The organism is Streptomyces griseoflavus, assembly GCF_014649995.1.
Lineage (GTDB): Bacteria > Actinomycetota > Actinomycetes > Streptomycetales > Streptomycetaceae > Streptomyces > Streptomyces griseoflavus.
Genome location: NZ_BMUC01000006.1, coordinates 175,031 through 192,760, shown reverse-complemented (window position 1 = coordinate 192,760; position 17,730 = coordinate 175,031). Strand labels below are relative to the sequence as shown.

Here is a 17,730-nt window from a genome sequence, read left to right as displayed (position 1 = left end):
ACACTTCGGCCGTCACCGAAGCGTCCCGCTCGTAGCGTGACCGCATGAACGAGAGCACGCAGACCGCAAACCCCTCCGCGGCCGTCACCGGCATGGTCGACCACGTCCTCGCGCTGGCCGCCACCTGGCCCCGCTGGAACGGCGAACCCCTGCACGCCGACGGCCGCGTCCACACCCCCCACAAGGCGGTCCGCCGCGTCACCGACCACCTCATCGACCACCTCGCCGAGCTGGAGGCCCGCCTCGCCGGTGAGCGGCCGCAGCCCGACCACTGGCACGCCTCCGCGATCACCACGGAGGCCGACCTCGCCCCCTTCACCCCGCAGGACCTCGACGAGGCCCGCAGCCGCCTCACCCGGCTCGCCCGTGTGTGGGCCGTCCGCCTCGACGCGCTCACCGCGGAACAGCTCGACGACTCGCCCGGCGAGGGCTGGAGCTTCCGCGAACTCGCCCACCACGTCCACGAGTCCGTCTACTACGCCGACGCGGTGGGGGACCTCTCATGACCGCCTTCGCCGACCTCCACCACGCCGCCGAGCCCCTGCTGCTGCCGGGCGCCTGGGACCACGCGTCCGCCCACGCGCTGGCCGCAGAGGGCTTCCGGGCCATCGGCACCACCAGCCTGGCCGTCGCCGCCGCGGCCGGGCTGCCCGACGGGGCCGCGGCCACCCGGGAGGAGACGCTGCGGCTCGCGCGCACCCTCGGCCACGGGCCCTTCCTGCTCTCCGTCGACGCGGAGGGCGGCTTCGGCGACGACCCCGACGACGTGGCCGGGCTGGCCCGTGAGCTGTACGCGCTGGGTGCCGTCGGCATCAACCTGGAGGACGGACTCGGCCCCGCCGACCGGCACGCCGCGAAGATCGCCGCCGTCCGGGCGGCGGCCCCCGGCCTCTTCGTGAACGCCCGCACCGACACGTACTGGCTCGGCGACGGCGGGGACACCACCCGTCGGCTCGACGCCTACGTACGGGCGGGCGCGCACGGCGTGTTCGTCCCCGGCCTCACCGATCCCCGGACGATCGCCGCCCTGGTGCGCGGCCTGGACGGCGTCCCCCTCAACATCCTCTACTCGCCCACCGGCCCCTCCGTGCCCCACCTCGCCGACCTCGGCGTGCGCCGGGTCAGCCTCGGCTCGCTGCTGTACCGGCGGGCGCTGGGGGCGGCGGTGGAGACGGCGGCCGGTGTCCGGGCGGGCCGCGCGCCGGACGGCCCGGCACCCTCGTACGAGGAGATCCAGCCGCCGGGCCGGCCGGCGCGCGGACCGCTGGACCCCGGTCAGTCGCGCGGCTGCGAGAAGACGAAGGAGAACTCCTCGGGCTCGGGCCACAGGTAGTACCGGGGGAGCGGGCCCGGGCCGCAGGACTGGGAGCCGACACCGTGCAGGCGGTGGTCCAGGTTGACCCAGACCGTGTTGCCGGGGACGAGGTCGGTGCGGTGCCGGGCGGCGTCCAGGTGCTCGGTGGTCCACGGGCGGGCCGTGAACCAGAACTCCGGGTCGCCGTCGGCCCGCAGACCGCCGATCTCCGCCCAGCGCACGTGCGCGCGGGCGCCGTTCTCCTGCGGTCGGACGTAGGGCGTCTGGAGTTCCCGGACGCTCGCGTCCCACCGCAGGTCCCGGGCGGCGGCACGGGAGTCCGGATACGACTCGCCGCCCCCGCCGAACCAGGCGACGGCCTCCTCGGGGCCCGCCCCGGCGAGGCCGAAGCGGATGCCGAGCCGGGGCAGCGGAACCCGCCAGTCGCCCTCCGGCACGACGGACACCGTCAGCCGCACGCGCGTGCCGTCGGAGGTCCAGCGGTACACCGTCCGCAGTCCCGCCTCCCGGCCGGCGGGCGCCACCCGGGTCCGTACCGTCAGGCCGTCGTCGCCCGTCTCGACGGCCTCGACGCGGTGCCGCATCCGGTGCAGTCCCAGCTCGCGCCAGAGCGGGCCGTACCGGGTGTCCGGCTGCCAGGGCGCGCCGTCGTCGTTGTCGGTGGTGGCCCGCCACACGTCCAGGCGCAGATCCCGCACCGGCACACCCATGAGGGTGCGGGGCGCGCCGGTCCGGGCGTCGAAGACCGCGGGACCCAGCGTGATCCGGTCCGCGTCGGCGGCGGGACGCACGCCTGCCGCGGCGGGCAGCGGGGCGCGGCGGGTCACCGTGCCCTGCGCCCAGGCGACCGTGTGGCCCTTGCCGGCCCAGGGCGCGTCCCCGGCGAGCAGCGCCTCCACCGTCCACTGCACCTCCTCGCCCCCGCCGTCCGGGGCCGCGGGCAGCTCGACCTCCGCCGACTCCCCGGGGGCGAGCGGCGGCACGAGGAGCGGGTGCGTCCCGGCCGGCCGGCCGTCCACCTGGTGGGAGAGCGTGAACTCCAGGTGGGACAGGTCCGCGAAGTCGTACCGGTTGGTCACCCGTACGGTGCCGTCCGTGCCGCCCGCCTCGATCCGGACCGGCTCGATCACCTTCTTGTACTCGGTCAGCCCCGGTGAGGGGGTGCGGTCGGGGAAGACCAGCCCGTCGCAGACGAAGTTGCCGTCGTGCAGTTCCTCGCCGAAGTCGCCGCCGTAGGCGTAGCCCAGCTCCGGGTGCTCGACGCCGTGGTCGATCCACTCCCAGACGAAACCGCCCTGGAGCCGGCCGTACCGCTCGAACAGCTCCTGGTACTCGCGGAGTCCGCCGGGCCCGTTGCCCATGGCGTGCGCGTACTCGCAGAGGATCACCGGCAGTCCGCGCCTGCGGCGGGTGCCGCCGTCCAGGCCCCGGGCGGCCCGCTCCAGGTCCGTGTGCGACAGGTACATCCGCGAGTACACGTCCGTGTCGCGGCAGCCGAAGTCCCCCTCGTAGTGCACCGGGCGGGACGGGTCGCGGCCGTGGATCCAGCCGGCCATCGCGGTCAGTCCCCGTCCGGTGCCCGCCTCGTTGCCGAGCGACCACATCACCACCGACGGATGGTTCTTGTCCCGCTCCACCATGCGGGCCGCGCGGTCCAGCAGGGCGGGGGTCCACCGGTCGTCGTCGACGGGGTTGTCGCGCCAGTCCTGCTCGATGAACCCGTGGGTCTCCAGGTCGCACTCGTCGATCACCCACAGCCCGTACTCGTCGCACAGGCCGAGGAAGGCGGGGTGCGGCGGGTAGTGGGAGGTGCGGACGGCGTTGATGTTGTGCCGCTTCATCAGCAGCACGTCCTCGCGCATGGTGGCGAGGTCCAGCGCGCGGCCCCGGCGCGGGTGCCACTCGTGCCGGTTGACTCCCTTGAACAGCAGCGGCGTCCCGTTCACCTTGATCACGCCGTCGTCCAGGGCGACCGTACGGAAGCCGATGCGCAGCGGGACGCGTTCGCCCGCCGTGGCCAGTTCGCCGTCGTACAGCCGGGGTGTCTCCGCCGTCCACGGCGCGACGGGGAGCGTCACCGGCTCGCCGGTGGCGACGTCGACCCCCAACTCCGGTACGGTCACGCGGCCTTCGGTGTCGGAGTCGACGCGCAGCGTGCCCTCGCCGGTGACGTGGTCGTAGGAGGCGTGCACGAAGAAGTCGCCCGCGCAGCCCGCCGGACGGTGCAGCAGGGTCACGTCACGGAAGATGCCGGGCAGCCACCACTGGTCCTGGTCCTCCAGGTACGAGCCCGCCGACCACTGGTGCACCCGGACCGCCAGGACGTTCCCCGACGGTTTCAGCAGGTGCCCGACGGCGAACTCGTGCGGCAGCCGGGACCCCTTGAACTCCCCGATGTCCGTGCCGTTCAGCCAGACCCGGGCGCACGACTCGACCCCGTCGAAGCGGAGCACGCTCTCACCGCCCTCCGGCCAGTCGCCGGGCAGGGCGAAGACGCGCAGGTGGTCCCCGGTGGGGTTCTCCGTGGGGACGTGCGGAGGATCCACGGGGAAGGGATAGAGGTGGTTGGTGTAGATCGGCGCGCCGTGCCCCTGGAGGACCCAGTGGCCGGGCACGGCCACCTCCGCCCAGTCGCCCGCGTCGCAGCCGGGCGCGGCGAACGACGCGTCCTCGGCGCCGGCGGTGGGGGACACCCGCAGGCGCCAGGTGCCGTTCAGGGACAGGGACACCGCGTCGGAGGACGCGTACCAGGCGCGCGGGGGCAGGGTCCCGCGGCCGGGGGCGACGTCCTCGACGTAGCCGGTCGGGTCCGTTGCCGGGGTGTGCGATGACATGAATCTCCTAGCTCGGCCCTCGGTGGACGTTCACCGTCTGGTTGGTCATGGACGAGGAGTTCGGCACGACGACTGCTGCGATGGGCACTCACGGACGTGCGGTGCGCGGGACGTTAACCTTCAGCCAATGCTTCGGCAAGGGGTCGGACGAAGTCCGTCCCGAAGCGCTGCGGCTCGTTCGGGACGGCGAACAAGGCCCAGGAACGGGGGAGTTACCGGCCGCTGCCCGCCGCGCGGTTCCGGCCGCCCCGGCCCGCCGACTGCAACGCGCCCTCCAGTGCGAACGTCGCCGCTCCCAGACAGACCGGGTCGGTCGGGACCGGGGAGAGGACGATCCGGGTGGCGGCCAGCGGACGGGGCAGCGCGTGCCGGGCCACGGCCGTGCGCACCTCCTTCAGCAGCGGCTCGCCGAACGCGGCCGCGACCCAGCTGCTGAGCACGACCACCTCCGGATTGAGGAGGTTCACCAGATCGGCGATACCGGCGCCCAGGTAGCGGGCGGTGTGCCGGAGCACCCGCAGCGCCACCGGATCACCCGCCCGTACGGCCCGGGCGAGCGCGTCGACGGTGGCCGTCTGGTCCTCCGCGTGCAGCAGAGGGCTGTCCGGGGCCGACTCCCGCAGGTTCTGCATGATCCCGGGCGCGCCGGTGTACGTCTCCACGCAGCCGCGGTTGCCGCAGTGGCAGGAACGTCCGTCCAGCACGAGCGTGGTGTGCCCCCACTCGCCGGCGCTGTTGCTCACCCCCCGGTGCACCCCGCCGCCCAGCACCAGGCCCGCGCCCACTCCCGTCCCCAGGTTCACCACCACCGCGTCCCCGTGCCCGCGCGCCGCCCCGAACCACAGCTCGGCCACTGCGCAGGCCCGCAGCGGATTGTCCAGGTACAGCGGGTACGCGATGTGCTCGGCGAGCAGGTCGAGCAGCGGTACGTCGTGCCAGCCCCAGTTCGGCGCGTACTCGCAGACACCGGTGTGCCGGTCCACCAGGCCCGGCACGCTCACGCCCGCTCCGAGCACCCGCGCGCCCGCCACCCCGGCCTGCGCCACCACCGATCCGACGGCCGTGGCGATCCGCGCCACGACCGGTTCGGGGCGGGTGTCACCGGGGCGCGTCTCCTCCTCGGCGCGGGCCAGGACGTTCAACGCGAGGTCGAACAGTTCGACCCGGACGTAGGTCTCGGCCAGATCCACGCCGATCAGCGCGCCGCCGGACGCGTCGACGGACACCAGACCCCGGGGGCGGCCTCCGGCCGAGTCCTCGAATCCGGCCTCGGTGATCAGCCGGAGGCCGAGCAGCTCACCGACCAGGGTGGCCACGGTGGCCGCACTCAGACCGGTGGCGGCCGCCAGTTCCTGCCGTGAGGTGGGCGACGCGGCGATGATCCGGCGCAGCACCTGGTAGCGGTTGGCCGTGCGGATGTCCCGTGATGTGCGCTTCACCGAGCTGCCCCCGTCCCTGCCGGCCGGGCCGGCCCGGCACCGCGGGCGGCAAGGCTATGGGCGGAGCGCAACCTTCGACAAGGGGTTCGGAAAGGGGCTCGACGAAGCCGGCGCGGCCGACGGTCCTCAGGCGCCCAGGACGTCCCGGACGAAGGCGTTGGTGAACGTGCCGGCCGGGTCCAGCTCCCGGACCAGCGCCCGGAAGTCGCGCAGGCGCGGGTAGAGGGCGTGCAGCCGGGCCGCCGGTGTGGTGAACACCTTCCCCCAGTGCGGCCGCGCGCCGAACGGCGCCAGCGCCTCCTCCACCCGCGTCACCACGGGCAGCACCGTCCGGGTGTCCTCGACCCAGGTGAAGTGGACGGCCACCGTGTCCCGGCCGTACGAGGGGCCGAGCCACTGGTCGTCGGCGGCGACGGTGCGCACCTCGCAGGTCTGCAGCACCGGGGCGACGGTCTCCCGGATCGCGTCCAGCGCCCGCAGCACGCCGACGGCCGATCCGCGTGGCAGCAGGTACTCCGACTGGAGCTCCGCCCCGCTGCTCGGAGTGAACTCCGCCCGGAAGTGCGGCAGTCGCTCGTGCCACGGCCCGGGCACCCCGAACTGCTCCGTGCAGTTCACCGCCGGCATCCCCGGCACCGGGTGTGCCTTCCCGGCCGCCGCCGGCGCCCACGGGAAGTCCCCCAGCGGCTGGTCGGTGCGCCGCTTCACCCACACCTGACGGAAGCCCGGCGCCCGCCAGTCGGTGAACAGGCTCACGCTGTACGCCGCCGACATCACCGCCTCGAACACGGCGTCGTCCATCCCCTGGAGGGGCAGCCCGGTGAACACGTACTGCTCCACCTCGAACGCCGGCTCCAGGTCCAGGGTGAGCGCGGTGACCACGCCGAGCGCGCCCAGCGAGGTGACCGCGCCGCCGAACCGCTCGTCGCCGCGGGCCAGGGTCACCTCCGTGCCGTCCGCCGTGACCAGGTGCACCGCGCGCACGGAGGAGGCGAGCGGACCGTTGCCGACCCCGGAGCCGTGGGTGCCGGTGGCGACCGAACCGGCCACCGAGATGTGCGGCAGCGACGCCATGTTCGCCAGCGCCAGCCCGTGCCGGTGCACCTCCCGGGCCAGCTCCGCGTACCGCACGCCGCCCCCGACCCGTACCGTCCGGGCGGTGGTGTCGACGTCGATCCCGGGAGCCAGGGCGTCCAGGGAGAGCAGGACACCGTCCTCGCCGGGCTCGGCGATCGCGTTGAAGGAGTGCCCGCTGCCGAGGACCCGCACGCGCGAGCTCCCGGCGACCAGATCCCGCAGCGCGTCCAGGCTCCGCGGGCGGTGCAGCTCCTTCGCGGCGTACGTGATGTTGCCCGCCCAGTTGGTGACGCTCTCTGCCATCCCTCGTCCCTCCCTGCCCGGGGCCGGAAGGGACCCCGGTCGGAACCTATCCCGGGAGTGACCCACGCCATGTGGGGGGACCCGCCACCGCGGACGTCCGGCCGGGGGCATACCGTGAGGAGTCGTACGTCCGAACCGGGAGGAGAACACGGGATGGGCAGCCGTACCGCGCTGGTCGAGGATCTGATGGAGCGGTTCCCGCACGTGCCGCGCGAGGCCGTTTTCAAGGAGGACCTGCTGCGCGGCGGTGTGGCCTTCGACCCGTCCGCGCTCAGCGACAACGAGAGCGGCGAGGTCAAACCGAAGTCGTACTTCATCTTCTCCTTCGACCACGGCACGCTGCCCGAGCTGGGCGAGGCCGCGCTGCGGCGCCCGCCGGAGGAGATCATCCTGACGGGCGGCCCGTACGACCTGCGCCGCACGGTGGTGTCGGTGCGGGTGAACCCCGCCTCGCCCTACCGGGTCGCCGCCGACGAACACGGCGTGCTCGGCCTGTACCTCGACGGCAGGCGGATCTCCGACGTGGGCGTGCCGCCCATGCCCGAGTACTACCGGCACACCCTCTCCAACGGGAAGTCCGTCATGGAGGTCGCCCCCACCATCCAGTGGGGCTACCTGATCTACCTGACGGTCTTCCGGGTCTGCCAGTACTTCGGCGCCAAGGAGGAGTGCCAGTACTGCGACATCAATCACAACTGGCGGCAGCACAAGGCGGCCGGCCGGCCCTACACCGGCGTGAAGGACGTCGAGGAGGTGCTGGAGGCACTGGAGATCATCGACCGGTACGACACGGCGAAGGCCTCCACCGCCTACACCCTGACCGGCGGCGCCATCACCAGCACCGTCTCCGGGCGCGACGAGGCCGACTTCTACGGCCACTACGCCAAGGCCATCGAGGAGCGCTTCCCCGGGCGCTGGATCGGCAAGGTCGTCGCGCAGGCGCTGCCCAAGGACGACGTGCGGCGCTTCAAGGACTACGGGGTGCAGATCTACCACCCCAACTACGAGGTGTGGGACGAGTACCTCTTCAAGATCTTCTGCCCGGGCAAGGAACGTTACGTCGGCCGTGACGAGTGGCACCGTCGCGTCCTGGACTCCGCGGACGTCTTCGGCGCGCGCAACGTGATCCCCAACTTCGTGGCGGGCGTGGAGATGGCCCAGCCGTTCGGCTTCAAGACGGTCGACGAGGCCATCGCCTCCACCACCGAGGGGCTGCGCTTCTTCATGTCGCACGGCATCACGCCCCGCTTCACCACCTGGTGCCCGGAGCCGACCACCCCGCTCGGCAAGGCCAACCCGCAGGGCGCCCCGCTGGAGTACCACATCCGGCTGCTCCAGGCCTACCGGCAGACGATGGAGGACTTCGGCCTCTCCTCGCCCCCCGGCTACGGGCCGCCCGGACCCGGCCAGGCGGTGTTCTCGGTCAGCTCCTTCATGGACAGCCTTCCCGCGCGGGACGTCGCGGAGGCCGCGGAGACCGTCTGAGACACCGGGGGCCGTCGTCGAACGGCCGTCGAAGAGGAATCGGGAAGGCCGGAACCGAGACGTTCCGGCCTTCCTTGCGTATTGTCCACGCGAGGGGTTGCCGCGCGGCCACGGAAAGTGAAGGCAGCGCTTGTCAGTTGTGTCGAAGACGTGAAAAGCTCTCGTCCACCTCCGCGAGGTTCCCTCAACTCCACTGCCAATAAGGCGAGTTGACCTCGTTCGTGGATGCAGGAGTCTCATGCCCGACCTGCCGAGCCCTCAGGACGCCACCGAAGCGGCCCTGTTCACCGAGTGCTGGGACGCGGTGCTCTCCTACGCCGACCTGTGCACCGCGGGGTCCACCGCCGCCGCGGAGCTGGCCCGCGAGGCCTTCACCCAGGGCATAGGAGAACTGCGGGCCGCGGAGACCGGCTCCCCGCGCGGCACCGGCCGCCGTTCCTCCCGGCTGCCCCGGATACCCCTGCTGCTGACCGCCGTACGCACCACCGCGGCCGCCTGGGAGGAAGCCGGACAGGGACACAAGCTCGATCCCGACCTCCGGCTGTGGCTCCACTCCGGGCAGGCCGGCCGCTACACCGGGCCGCCGCTGCAGCGTCCGGTCGCCGTGCGCGGACTGCGCGACCTCCAGCAGGCGGACGCCGAACTGCTGTGGCTGGCCGAGGTGGAGGCCCTGCCCCTGCCCCTGGTCGCCCGCCGGCTCGGCCTCGACCCGGACACGGCCGCCGACGAACTCGCCCAGGTCGGACGCCTGTTCCGGGACCGCTGCCACCGCAACCACCTCGACTCCCCGCTGGACGCCGAGTGCCGCAGCTACGCCCGGCTCCTCGACGCCGTCACCCGCTCGCCCGCCGCCGACACCCCCGGCGACCTCTCCCGGCACCTCGCCACCTGCCACCCGTGCGCCGAGGCCGCCGCCTGCCTGCGGCTGCACGGCGGAGGTCTGCCCGGCGCGCTGGCCGGCGGCGTGATCGGCTGGGGCGGCCTCGCCTATCTGGAACGCCGCCGCCGCGCCGCCGAGGTACGGCTCGGAGCCGGACGCCCGGACCGGCCCGACCACGACGACCCGGCCGACGGCGACGGCAGGACCCGCGTCGCCCGGCACGGGCTGCTGGCCGCCGCCGCTCTCGTTTCCCTCCTCGCGCTCGCGGTCTCCCTGATGCCGTTCGGGGACGGCGCCGCCGAGAGCGCCGCCCGCCCCGACACCGACCGCCCGCCGACCGCCGACTCCGGACCCTCGCTGCCGCCCGCCCCCACCGTCCAGCCGGACGACACCACCCCCGGCTCCCCGGGCCCCTCCGCCGGGCACACCCCCGGGCGCACACCGGAGGGGAAGCACCCCGACCCCGAACCCCAGGGCACCTCGTCCGCCACCGCCGCGCCCGAGACCACCGCCGCCCGCGGCGGCCCCGCCCCCTGCCGGGTCGACTACGCCCTCGTCAACCAGTGGCCCGACGGCTTCCAGGCCACCGTCACCGTGACCGCGCCGCACCCGCTCGACTCCTGGCGCGTCGGCTTCACCTTCCCGGACGGCCAGCGCGTCACCCAGGCGTGGGACGCCTCGGCGCACCAGGACGGCGCCCGCGTCACCGCCACCGCCGCCGACTACAACAAGACGGTCGCCGCCGGCGGGAAACTCGCCTTCGGCTTCCTCGCCTCCTGGAGCGGCACCAACGCCCCGCCGACCACCTTCACCCTCAACGGCCGCCCCTGCGTGCCCGCGTGACGCCGGTACCGGCCGGATCGCCGCGACCGCCTCTCGCCGCATACCCTCCGCCCGCCTCCGGGCTCCCCGGGGCCGTCGCACGGGGGCGGGCGGAAGAGGGCGCGGAAATCGGATGGCGCGCGACCGGCGGCGGGCTCTAGGCTGTGCCGTGTCGGAGAAGCGCTCGGTGAGTGAGCGCTGTTCGTGCGAGTCGAGATTCCCGGGAGGTGTGACCGATGGCTGTTTCCGTGACGGGCCCTGCCCGCATCCAGTCGTTCGTTTCCTCCACCTCCGTGGCCTCCGGCTGACACCTCTCTCCTTCGCGCGTCGGTGAACGCGCCGTGCCGGGGCCGCCCTTCGAAGGGTTTCCCTTGAATCTCTCTTCTCCTTCGGCGTCGTCGCACTCTCTCGCCCCCTTCGGCTGGGACGAGGGGTGGGACGCCGAGTTCGCTCCGTACGCCGCGCAGGGCCTGGTGCCGGGCCGGGTGGCCCGCGTCGACCGCGGCCTGTGCGACGTGGTCACCGCGGACGGTGTGATCCGCGCGGACACCGAGTTCGTCGTGCCCCGTGACCCGATGAAGGTCGTGTGCACGGGGGACTGGGCCGCCGTGGACCCGGAGGGCGCCGGTCCTCGCTATGTGCGGTCGCTGCTGCCGCGGCGGACGGCGTTCGTCAGGTCCACCTCGTCGAAGCGGTCCGAGGGGCAGATCCTCGCCGCCAACGTCGACCACGCCGTCGTCGCCGTCTCCCTAGCCGCCGAACTCGACCTGGCCCGGATCGAACGGTTCCTCGCGCTCGCCTGGGAGTCCGGGGCCCAGCCGGTGGTCGTGCTCACCAAGGCCGACCTGGTGCCGGACGCCCCGACCCGGAGTCACCTCGTCCACGACGTGGAGACCAGCGCCCCCGGCGTGCCGGTGATCACCGTCAGCGCCAGGGACGGCGACGGGATCGACGTGCTCGCCGCCCTCACCGCCGACGGCACCACGGTGCTCCTCGGGCAGTCCGGCGCCGGCAAGTCCACCCTGGCCAACGCCCTCCTCGGCGAGGACGTGATGGACGTCCGCGCGGTCCGGGACGTCGACGGCAAGGGGCGCCACACCACGACCACCCGCAACCTGCTGGCCCTGCCCGGCGGGGGAGTCCTCATCGACACCCCGGGGCTGCGGGGCGTCGGGCTGTGGGACGCCGGAACCGGCGTCGGCCAGGTGTTCGCCGAGATCGAGGAACTCGCCGGGGACTGCCGGTTCCACGACTGCGCCCACGAGAGCGAGCCCGGCTGCGCGGTCCTCGACGCCGTCGAGACCGGTGAGCTGCCGCGGCGCCGACTGGACAGCTACCGCAAGCTGCTCCGGGAGAACCAGTACATCGTCGCCAAGACCGACGCCCGGCTGCGCGCGGAGATGCGCAAGGACTGGAAGCGCAAGGGCGCCATCGGGAAGGCGGCGATGGAGGCCAAGCGCGGCCGTTTCCAGTAGCACACCGCCATGTCCGATTTCCGCCAGCCGGGACCCCCCGGCCGGCGGAGACTGGACGGTGTGAGGGACGACGACAGCAGGTACGAGGCGGTGCGCAGCCGGGACGCCCGGTTCGACGGGGTGTTCTTCTTCGCCGTGGAGACGACCGGCATCTACTGCCGGCCCAGCTGCCCCGCCGTCACCCCCAAACGGCCCAACGTGCGCTTCTTCCCGACCGCCGCCGCCGCGCAGGGCTCCGGATTCCGGGCCTGCCGGCGGTGCCGCCCGGACTCCGTCCCCGGCTCCGCCGAATGGAACGCACGGGCCGACGTCGTGGGCCGGGCCGTACGGCTGATCGCCGACGGCGTCGTCGACCGCGAGGGCGTCGCCGGCCTCGCCTCCCGGCTCGGCTACAGCGCCCGCCAGGTGCAGCGCCAGCTCACCGGCGAACTCGGCGCCGGACCCGTCGCACTCGCCCGGGCCCAGCGGGCGCACGCCGCCCGCGTCCTCCTGCAGACCACCGGCCTCCCGGTCACCGAGATCGCCTTCGCCGCCGGATTCGCCAGCGTGCGGCAGTTCAACGACACCGTGCGCGCCGTGTACGCCACCACGCCCAGCACGCTGCGCGCCACCGCGCCGTCCCGCGGCGGCCGGGCACGCGGTGGCACCCCCTCCGCCGGGATCCCCCTGCGGCTCGCCCACCGCGGCCCCTACCGGGCGGGGCCCGTCCTGGACCTGCTGGAGCACGAGGCCGTCCCGGGCGTCGAGGAGGTCAGCGGCACCCCCGGCGCCCGCACCTACCGGCGCACCCTGCGCCTCCCGCACGGCACCGGCATCGCCGCCGTCGGCGAGCGCACGCACACCGGCTCCGGCACCCACCCCGGCGGCTGGCTGGACGCCAGGCTCCACCTCACCGACCCGCGCGACCTGACCACCGCCGTCCAGCGCCTGCGGCGGCTGTTCGACCTGGACGCCGACCCGTACGCCGTCGACGAACGCCTCGGCGCCGACGCCCGGCTCGCCCCGCTGGTCGCCGCCCGGCCCGGGCTGCGCTCCCCGGGAGCCGCCGACCCCGACGAACTGGCGGTACGCGCGCTGGTGGGCCGCGAGAAGGCCGCGGAGCTGGTCCGGCGCTACGGCAAGCGGCTCGACGCCCCCTGCGGACGTCTCACCCACCTGTTCCCCGACCCCGGCGTCCTCGCCTCGGCCGAGCCCGACGGCACGCTGGGCGCGCTCACCGCCGCCCTCGCCGACGGCACGGTACGCCTCGGACCCGGCGCCGACCGGGACGCGGCCCGGGACGCCCTCGCCGCCGTCCCCGGCCTCGACGACCGTACGATCGCGGCGATCCGCACCCGTGCCCTGGGCGACCCGGACGTGGCCCCGCCCGGCCCGGACGTCCCCGACGACTGGCGCCCCTGGCGCTCGTACGCCCTGAACCACCTGCGTGCCGCAGGGGAGTTGGAGTGATCATGGAGACCGTGACGTACTGGACGGAGGTCGACAGCCCCGTCGGGCCGCTGCTGCTCACCGCCGCCCCGACCGGCGAGCTGACCTCGCTCTCCGTGCCCGGCCAGAAGGGCGGGCGCACCGTGCTCGACGGCCGGCGGCGCGACGCGGGGCCGTTCCGCGAGGCCGAGCGGCAGCTCGCCGCGTACTTCGCCGGAGAGCTCAAGGAGTTCCGGCTGGCCATGAGCGCCGTCGGCACACCCTTCCGGCAGAAGGTGTGGGCCGCCCTCGACGACGTCCCCTACGGGGCGACCGTCTCCTACGGCGAGATCGCGGCCCGGATCGGCGCGACCCGGCCCGCCGTACGTGCCGTGGGCGGCGCGATCGGCGCCAACCCGCTGCTCATCGTCCGCCCCTGCCACCGGGTGATCGGCTCCGACGGCTCACTCACCGGGTACGCGGGTGGTCTGGAGCGGAAGGTGCGGCTGCTGACCCACGAGGGCGCGCTGCGGCCCTGAGCGGGCCAGGCGGCGGCCGCCGGGCCGGCGGCGGCCGCCGGGCCGGCGGGCCGCCGCCGACCCGTCAGCCCCAGATCACCGCCCCCAGCCAGGCCGCCGCGACCAGCTGGCAGGCGAACAGCTCCGTCAGCAGGCTCCAGCCGCCCGAGCGCATCGCCGACCGCGTCGCCGCGACCGCCTCCCCGCGGCGGCCCAGGCGGAGCCGCTCATGGAGGTAGATACCGCCGAGGAAGCCCGGGACCGCGCCGACCACGGGCAGCAGGACGAACCCCAGGAACGAGCCGCAGCCCGCGTACACCGGCAGCCGCGCGTCGGCGCCGCCCGCGCGCAGCCGGCGGGGCGGCAGGGCCCAGCGCACCGCCTGCGACAGCAGCAGCACCGCGGTCGCCCCCACGGACACCCACCACGCGACGGGCCGGGGGTCCTTCAGCGCCCACCACAGGACCCCGGCCCACACCAGCCACGACCCGGGCACCCCTGGCAGCAGCACTCCGCACAGGCCGAGCAGAAGCACCAGTCCGGCCAGCAGGAGGTCCCACGCTCCCATCTGTCCAGGGTGCAGGAGGCGGGGGACCGGCGCACAGCGGGCCGCCGCGCCATGGCCGTCGCGCCCCCCGCCGCACAACCGCCCCGCCCTTCACCCGAGCGGCCCTCCGGCCCGCGGCCACGGGCGGGGATTTTCCGGATGCGCCGTTTTCATCCGGCCCGCGGGGGCGAGAATTGGGGGCATGAGTCAGCAGGGGGGAAGGCCCACCGGTCCTGAGGACGACTGGTGGGCACAGCTCTACGACGACGACGCCGGCGACACGGGTCCCACGCCGGCGCCCGATTCCCTGGACGACCGCTTCGCCTCGGCGTCCGGCACGCTGGACACCGGCCGGCCGGCCCCGCCGCCCTCCGCGACGAGAATCCCCCCGCCCCGCCACGCCCCTCCGTCCCGCGCCCCGTGGGAGCCCCCGTCCACCGCCCCCACGGCCCCGGTCACCTTCCCCCCGAAGCCCCACCGCCCACCCGCCCCACAGCCCCCGCAGGACACGGTCCCCCACACCCCGCAGCCACCCGGCCGGTCCGCCCCGCAGCCACTCGACCGGTCCGCCCCGCCGCCACCCGACCGGTCCGCCCCGCCCGACGCCGGCCGGGACGCCCGGCAGGGCGTGGGCGGCGACGCCCCACAGGATCCCCGCCGGGACGATCCGCCGGACACCGGTGGTCCGGGGGAGGCGACCACCTCCCTGGCGCCCATGGCCTTCGGCACGTGGACGCCCTTCCCCGACCCGGCCGCCGACGAGCAGGGCCCCCTCACCGACGGCGTCACCCCCGTGCCCGCGGACGCACCGCCCCCCGCCGGCCCGCGCGTCGAACCGCGCCCGGCACCCCCCTCCCGGGGCCACGTCGGATCCCGGCCGCCCACCTACGAGGCCGAACCCACCGCCCTCCCCGAGGCCGGCCCCGACGAGCTGGACGGTCTGGTGCCGGACACCGTGCTGGAGGGCGCCCGGTACGGCGCCTGCACCCTGCGCGCCGCCTCGGTGCGCGGGGACTCCGCGCGCTACCGGGGCGAATCCCGGCGCGACGCCCTGCTGACCGCCCGGTTCGGCACGGGCGAGCGGGCACTGCTCCTCGTGGCCCTGGCGACCGGCACCCGGACCGCGCCCGGGGCGCATCTGGCCGCCGCCGAGGCATGCCGCTGGATCGGGCGCGAGGTGGGACGCAGCCACGCCCGCCTCGTCGACGACATCCGGGCCGCCCGGCGCGGCGACCTCAAGTCGGGCCTGCACCGGCTCACCGACCGCAGCCTCGGCAGACTCCGCGCCGGCGCCGCCGAACAGGGCCTCGAACCCGACGCCTACGCGGCCACCCTGCGCGTCCTCCTGCTGCCCGCCGACCCCGAGTGCCGCACCCGGGTCTTCTTCGGGGTCGGCCCCGGCGGGCTGTTCCGGCTGCGGGACGGCGAGTGGCAGGACATTGAACCCGAGGTCGCCGAGGTCAGGGGCGAACCCGTGCTCGGTTTCGGCTCACCGCCCTCCGAGACCCGCGGCGGCGACCGCCTCACCATGGACCTGGGCATCCCCACGCCCCCGAGCCCCTACGAGCCGGCCCCCGAACCGCCCCGCGAACCCTTCCGTTTCCGCACCTCCGTAGCCCGCCCGGGTGACACCCTGCTGATGTGCGGCACCGGCCTCGCCGACCCGATGCGGGGCGAGGCGGAACTCCGCGCGCACCTGGCCGACCGGTGGAACCGCCCCGAACCGCCCGGTCTCGCCGCCTTCCTCGCCGACACCCAGGTGCGGGTCAAGGGCTACGCCGACGACCGTACGGCCGTCGCCGTTTGGGAGGCGTGAGCGCGCCCGGTATGACTTGATGGAACCCGTCAGGCATCTTCGGCACCGGAGGGGCAGACGGAACCCATGGCCAAACAGAACATCGCGGAACAGTTCGTCGACATCCTCACCCGCGCGGGAGTCAAGCGCCTCTACGGCGTCGTCGGGGACAGTCTCAACCCGGTCGTGGACGCCGTGCGCCGCAACTCCGCCATCGACTGGATCCACGTCCGGCACGAGGAGACCGCCGCCTTCGCCGCCGGTGCCGAGGCGCAGGTCACCGGCAAGCTCGCCGCCTGCGCCGGTTCCTGCGGCCCCGGCAACCTGCACCTCATCAACGGCCTCTACGACGCCCACCGCTCCATGGCCCCGGTCCTCGCCCTCGCCTCGCACATCCCCTCCAGCGAGATCGGCCTCGGCTACTTCCAGGAGACCCACCCCGACCAGCTGTTCCGCGAGTGCAGCCACTACAGCGAGCTGATCTCCAGCCCGAAGCAGATGCCCCGGCTGCTGGACACCGCCATCCAGCACGCGGTCGGCCGCTCCGGCGTGAGCGTCGTCTCCCTCCCCGGCGACCTCGCCGACGAGCCCGCCCCGGACCAGGCCCCCGAGACCGCCCTGGTCACCTCCCGGCCCACGGTCCGCCCCGGCGACGACGAGATCGACCGGCTCATCGACATGATCGACCGGGCCGAGAAGGTCACCCTGTTCTGCGGCGCCGGAACGAAGGGCGCGCACGCGGAGGTCATGGAGTTCGCCGGGAAGATCAAAGCCCCGGTCGGGCACGCCCTGCGCGGCAAGGAATGGATCCAGTACGACAACCCGTACGACGTCGGCATGAGCGGGCTGCTCGGCTACGGGGCCGCCTACGAGGCCACCCACGAGTGCGACCTGCTGATCCTGCTCGGCACCGACTTCCCGTACAACGCCTTCCTCCCCGGCGACGACGTGAAGATCGTCCAGGTCGACGTGCGGCCCGAGATCCTCGGCCGGCGCTCCAAGCTGGACCTCGCGGTGTGGGGGGACGTCAAGGAGACCCTGCGCTGTCTGACGCCCAGGGTCCGCGCCAAGGACAACCGCAAGTTCCTCGACCGGATGCTGAAGAAGCACGCGGACGCGCTGGAAGGCGTGGTGAAGGCGTACACCCGGAAGGTGGAGAAGCACGTACCGATCCACCCCGAGTACGTGGCGTCGGTACTGGACGAGATGGCCGACGACGACGCGGTGTTCACCGTCGACACCGGCATGTGCAACGTCTGGGCGGCCCGCTACATCTCGCCCAACGGCCGCCGCCGGGTGATCGGTTCCTTCTCGCACGGCTCGATGGCCAACGCGCTGCCGATGGCGATCGGGGCGCAGTTCACCGACCGGGGCCGGCAGGTCGTGTCGATGTCCGGCGACGGCGGATTCACCATGCTGATGGGCGACTTCCTCACCCTGGTCCAGTACGACCTGCCGGTGAAGGTGGTGCTCTTCAACAACTCCTCGCTCAGCATGGTGGAGTTGGAGATGCTGGTCGCGGGCCTGCCCTCGCACGGCACGGCCATGAAGAATCCCGACTTCGCCGCGGTCGCCCGCGCCTGCGGCGCCTACGGGGTGCGGGTGGAGAAGCCGAAGGACCTCGCCGGGGCGCTGAAGTCGGCGTTCAAGCACAAGGGCCCGGCGCTCGTCGACATCGTCACCGACCCCAACGCGCTGTCCATCCCGCCGAAGATCAGCAAGGAGATGGTGACCGGGTTCGCCCTGTCCGCCTCCAAGATGGTGCTGGACGGCGGAGTCGGCCGGATGGTGCAGATGGCCCGCTCCAACCTGCGCAACGTGCCCCGGCCGTGA

The 17,730-nt window shown here is 74.1% G+C and carries 13 protein-coding genes; 9 read left to right on the top strand and 4 right to left on the bottom strand.

The window, feature by feature from the left end; translation table 11 throughout:
* The first annotated feature begins 44 nt into the window (after positions 1-44).
* Both IE172_RS15300 and IE172_RS15295 read left to right on the top strand, forming a co-directional pair.
* Positions 45-506, top strand: a complete 462-nt coding sequence (locus IE172_RS15300; protein ID WP_190097771.1) for a hypothetical protein — start codon at positions 45-47, stop codon at positions 504-506.
* Positions 503-1,333, top strand: coding sequence for an isocitrate lyase/PEP mutase family protein (locus IE172_RS15295; RefSeq protein WP_190097770.1), 831 nt, complete (start codon positions 503-505; stop codon positions 1,331-1,333). Before IE172_RS15300 ends, IE172_RS15295 begins: the two co-directional genes overlap by 4 nt.
* Here the strand turns inward: IE172_RS15295 and IE172_RS15290 are convergent.
* From IE172_RS15290 to IE172_RS15280, 3 genes are all read right to left on the bottom strand, one after another.
* Entirely contained in the window at positions 1,276-4,149 is a 2,874-nt protein-coding gene (locus IE172_RS15290) for a glycoside hydrolase family 2 TIM barrel-domain containing protein (protein WP_190097769.1), read from the bottom strand. The two genes, IE172_RS15295 and IE172_RS15290, sit on opposite strands and share 58 nt — an antisense overlap.
* Positions 4,150-4,361: 212 nt before the next feature.
* Positions 4,362-5,588, bottom strand: coding sequence for an ROK family transcriptional regulator (locus tag IE172_RS15285; RefSeq protein WP_190097768.1), 1,227 nt, complete (start codon positions 5,586-5,588; stop codon positions 4,362-4,364).
* Positions 5,589-5,714: 126 nt separating this feature from the next.
* On the bottom strand, positions 5,715-6,968 hold the full coding sequence (locus IE172_RS15280) for an FAD-binding protein (protein ID WP_190097767.1): 1,254 nt from the start codon (positions 6,966-6,968) through the stop codon (positions 5,715-5,717).
* A gap of 153 nt (positions 6,969-7,121) precedes the next feature.
* Between IE172_RS15280 and IE172_RS15275 the strand changes: the two genes are divergently transcribed.
* From IE172_RS15275 to IE172_RS15255, 5 genes are all read left to right on the top strand, one after another.
* The gene (locus IE172_RS15275) at positions 7,122-8,453 is read left to right on the top strand and encodes a radical SAM protein (protein WP_190097766.1); all 1,332 of its coding nucleotides are present in this window, start codon (positions 7,122-7,124) and stop codon (positions 8,451-8,453) included.
* Positions 8,454-8,691: 238 nt separating this feature from the next.
* The gene (locus tag IE172_RS15270) at positions 8,692-10,176 is read left to right on the top strand and encodes a cellulose-binding domain-containing protein (protein ID WP_190097765.1); all 1,485 of its coding nucleotides are present in this window, start codon (positions 8,692-8,694) and stop codon (positions 10,174-10,176) included.
* 350 nt (positions 10,177-10,526) lie between these two features.
* On the top strand, positions 10,527-11,630 hold the full coding sequence (rsgA, locus tag IE172_RS15265) for a ribosome small subunit-dependent GTPase A (protein WP_190097764.1): 1,104 nt from the start codon (positions 10,527-10,529) through the stop codon (positions 11,628-11,630).
* 9 nt (positions 11,631-11,639) lie between these two features.
* Complete coding sequence (locus IE172_RS15260) at positions 11,640-13,079, top strand: bifunctional transcriptional activator/DNA repair enzyme AdaA (RefSeq protein ID WP_190097763.1); 1,440 nt, start codon at positions 11,640-11,642, stop codon at positions 13,077-13,079.
* Between the two features lie 2 nt (positions 13,080-13,081).
* On the top strand, positions 13,082-13,576 hold the full coding sequence (locus IE172_RS15255) for a methylated-DNA--[protein]-cysteine S-methyltransferase (protein WP_190097762.1): 495 nt from the start codon (positions 13,082-13,084) through the stop codon (positions 13,574-13,576).
* Between the two features lie 64 nt (positions 13,577-13,640).
* Here IE172_RS15255 and IE172_RS15250 read toward each other — a convergent pair whose 3' ends face one another.
* Positions 13,641-14,123, bottom strand: coding sequence for a DUF456 domain-containing protein (locus tag IE172_RS15250; RefSeq protein WP_190097761.1), 483 nt, complete (start codon positions 14,121-14,123; stop codon positions 13,641-13,643).
* A gap of 181 nt (positions 14,124-14,304) precedes the next feature.
* On the opposite strand from IE172_RS15250, the gene IE172_RS15245 reads away from it, so the two are divergent.
* Positions 14,305-15,918: a protein phosphatase 2C domain-containing protein gene (locus IE172_RS15245; protein ID WP_190097760.1), complete on the top strand. Its 1,614-nt coding sequence runs from the start codon at positions 14,305-14,307 to the stop codon at positions 15,916-15,918.
* Between the two features lie 66 nt (positions 15,919-15,984).
* Complete coding sequence (locus IE172_RS15240) at positions 15,985-17,730, top strand: pyruvate dehydrogenase (RefSeq protein ID WP_190097759.1); 1,746 nt, start codon at positions 15,985-15,987, stop codon at positions 17,728-17,730.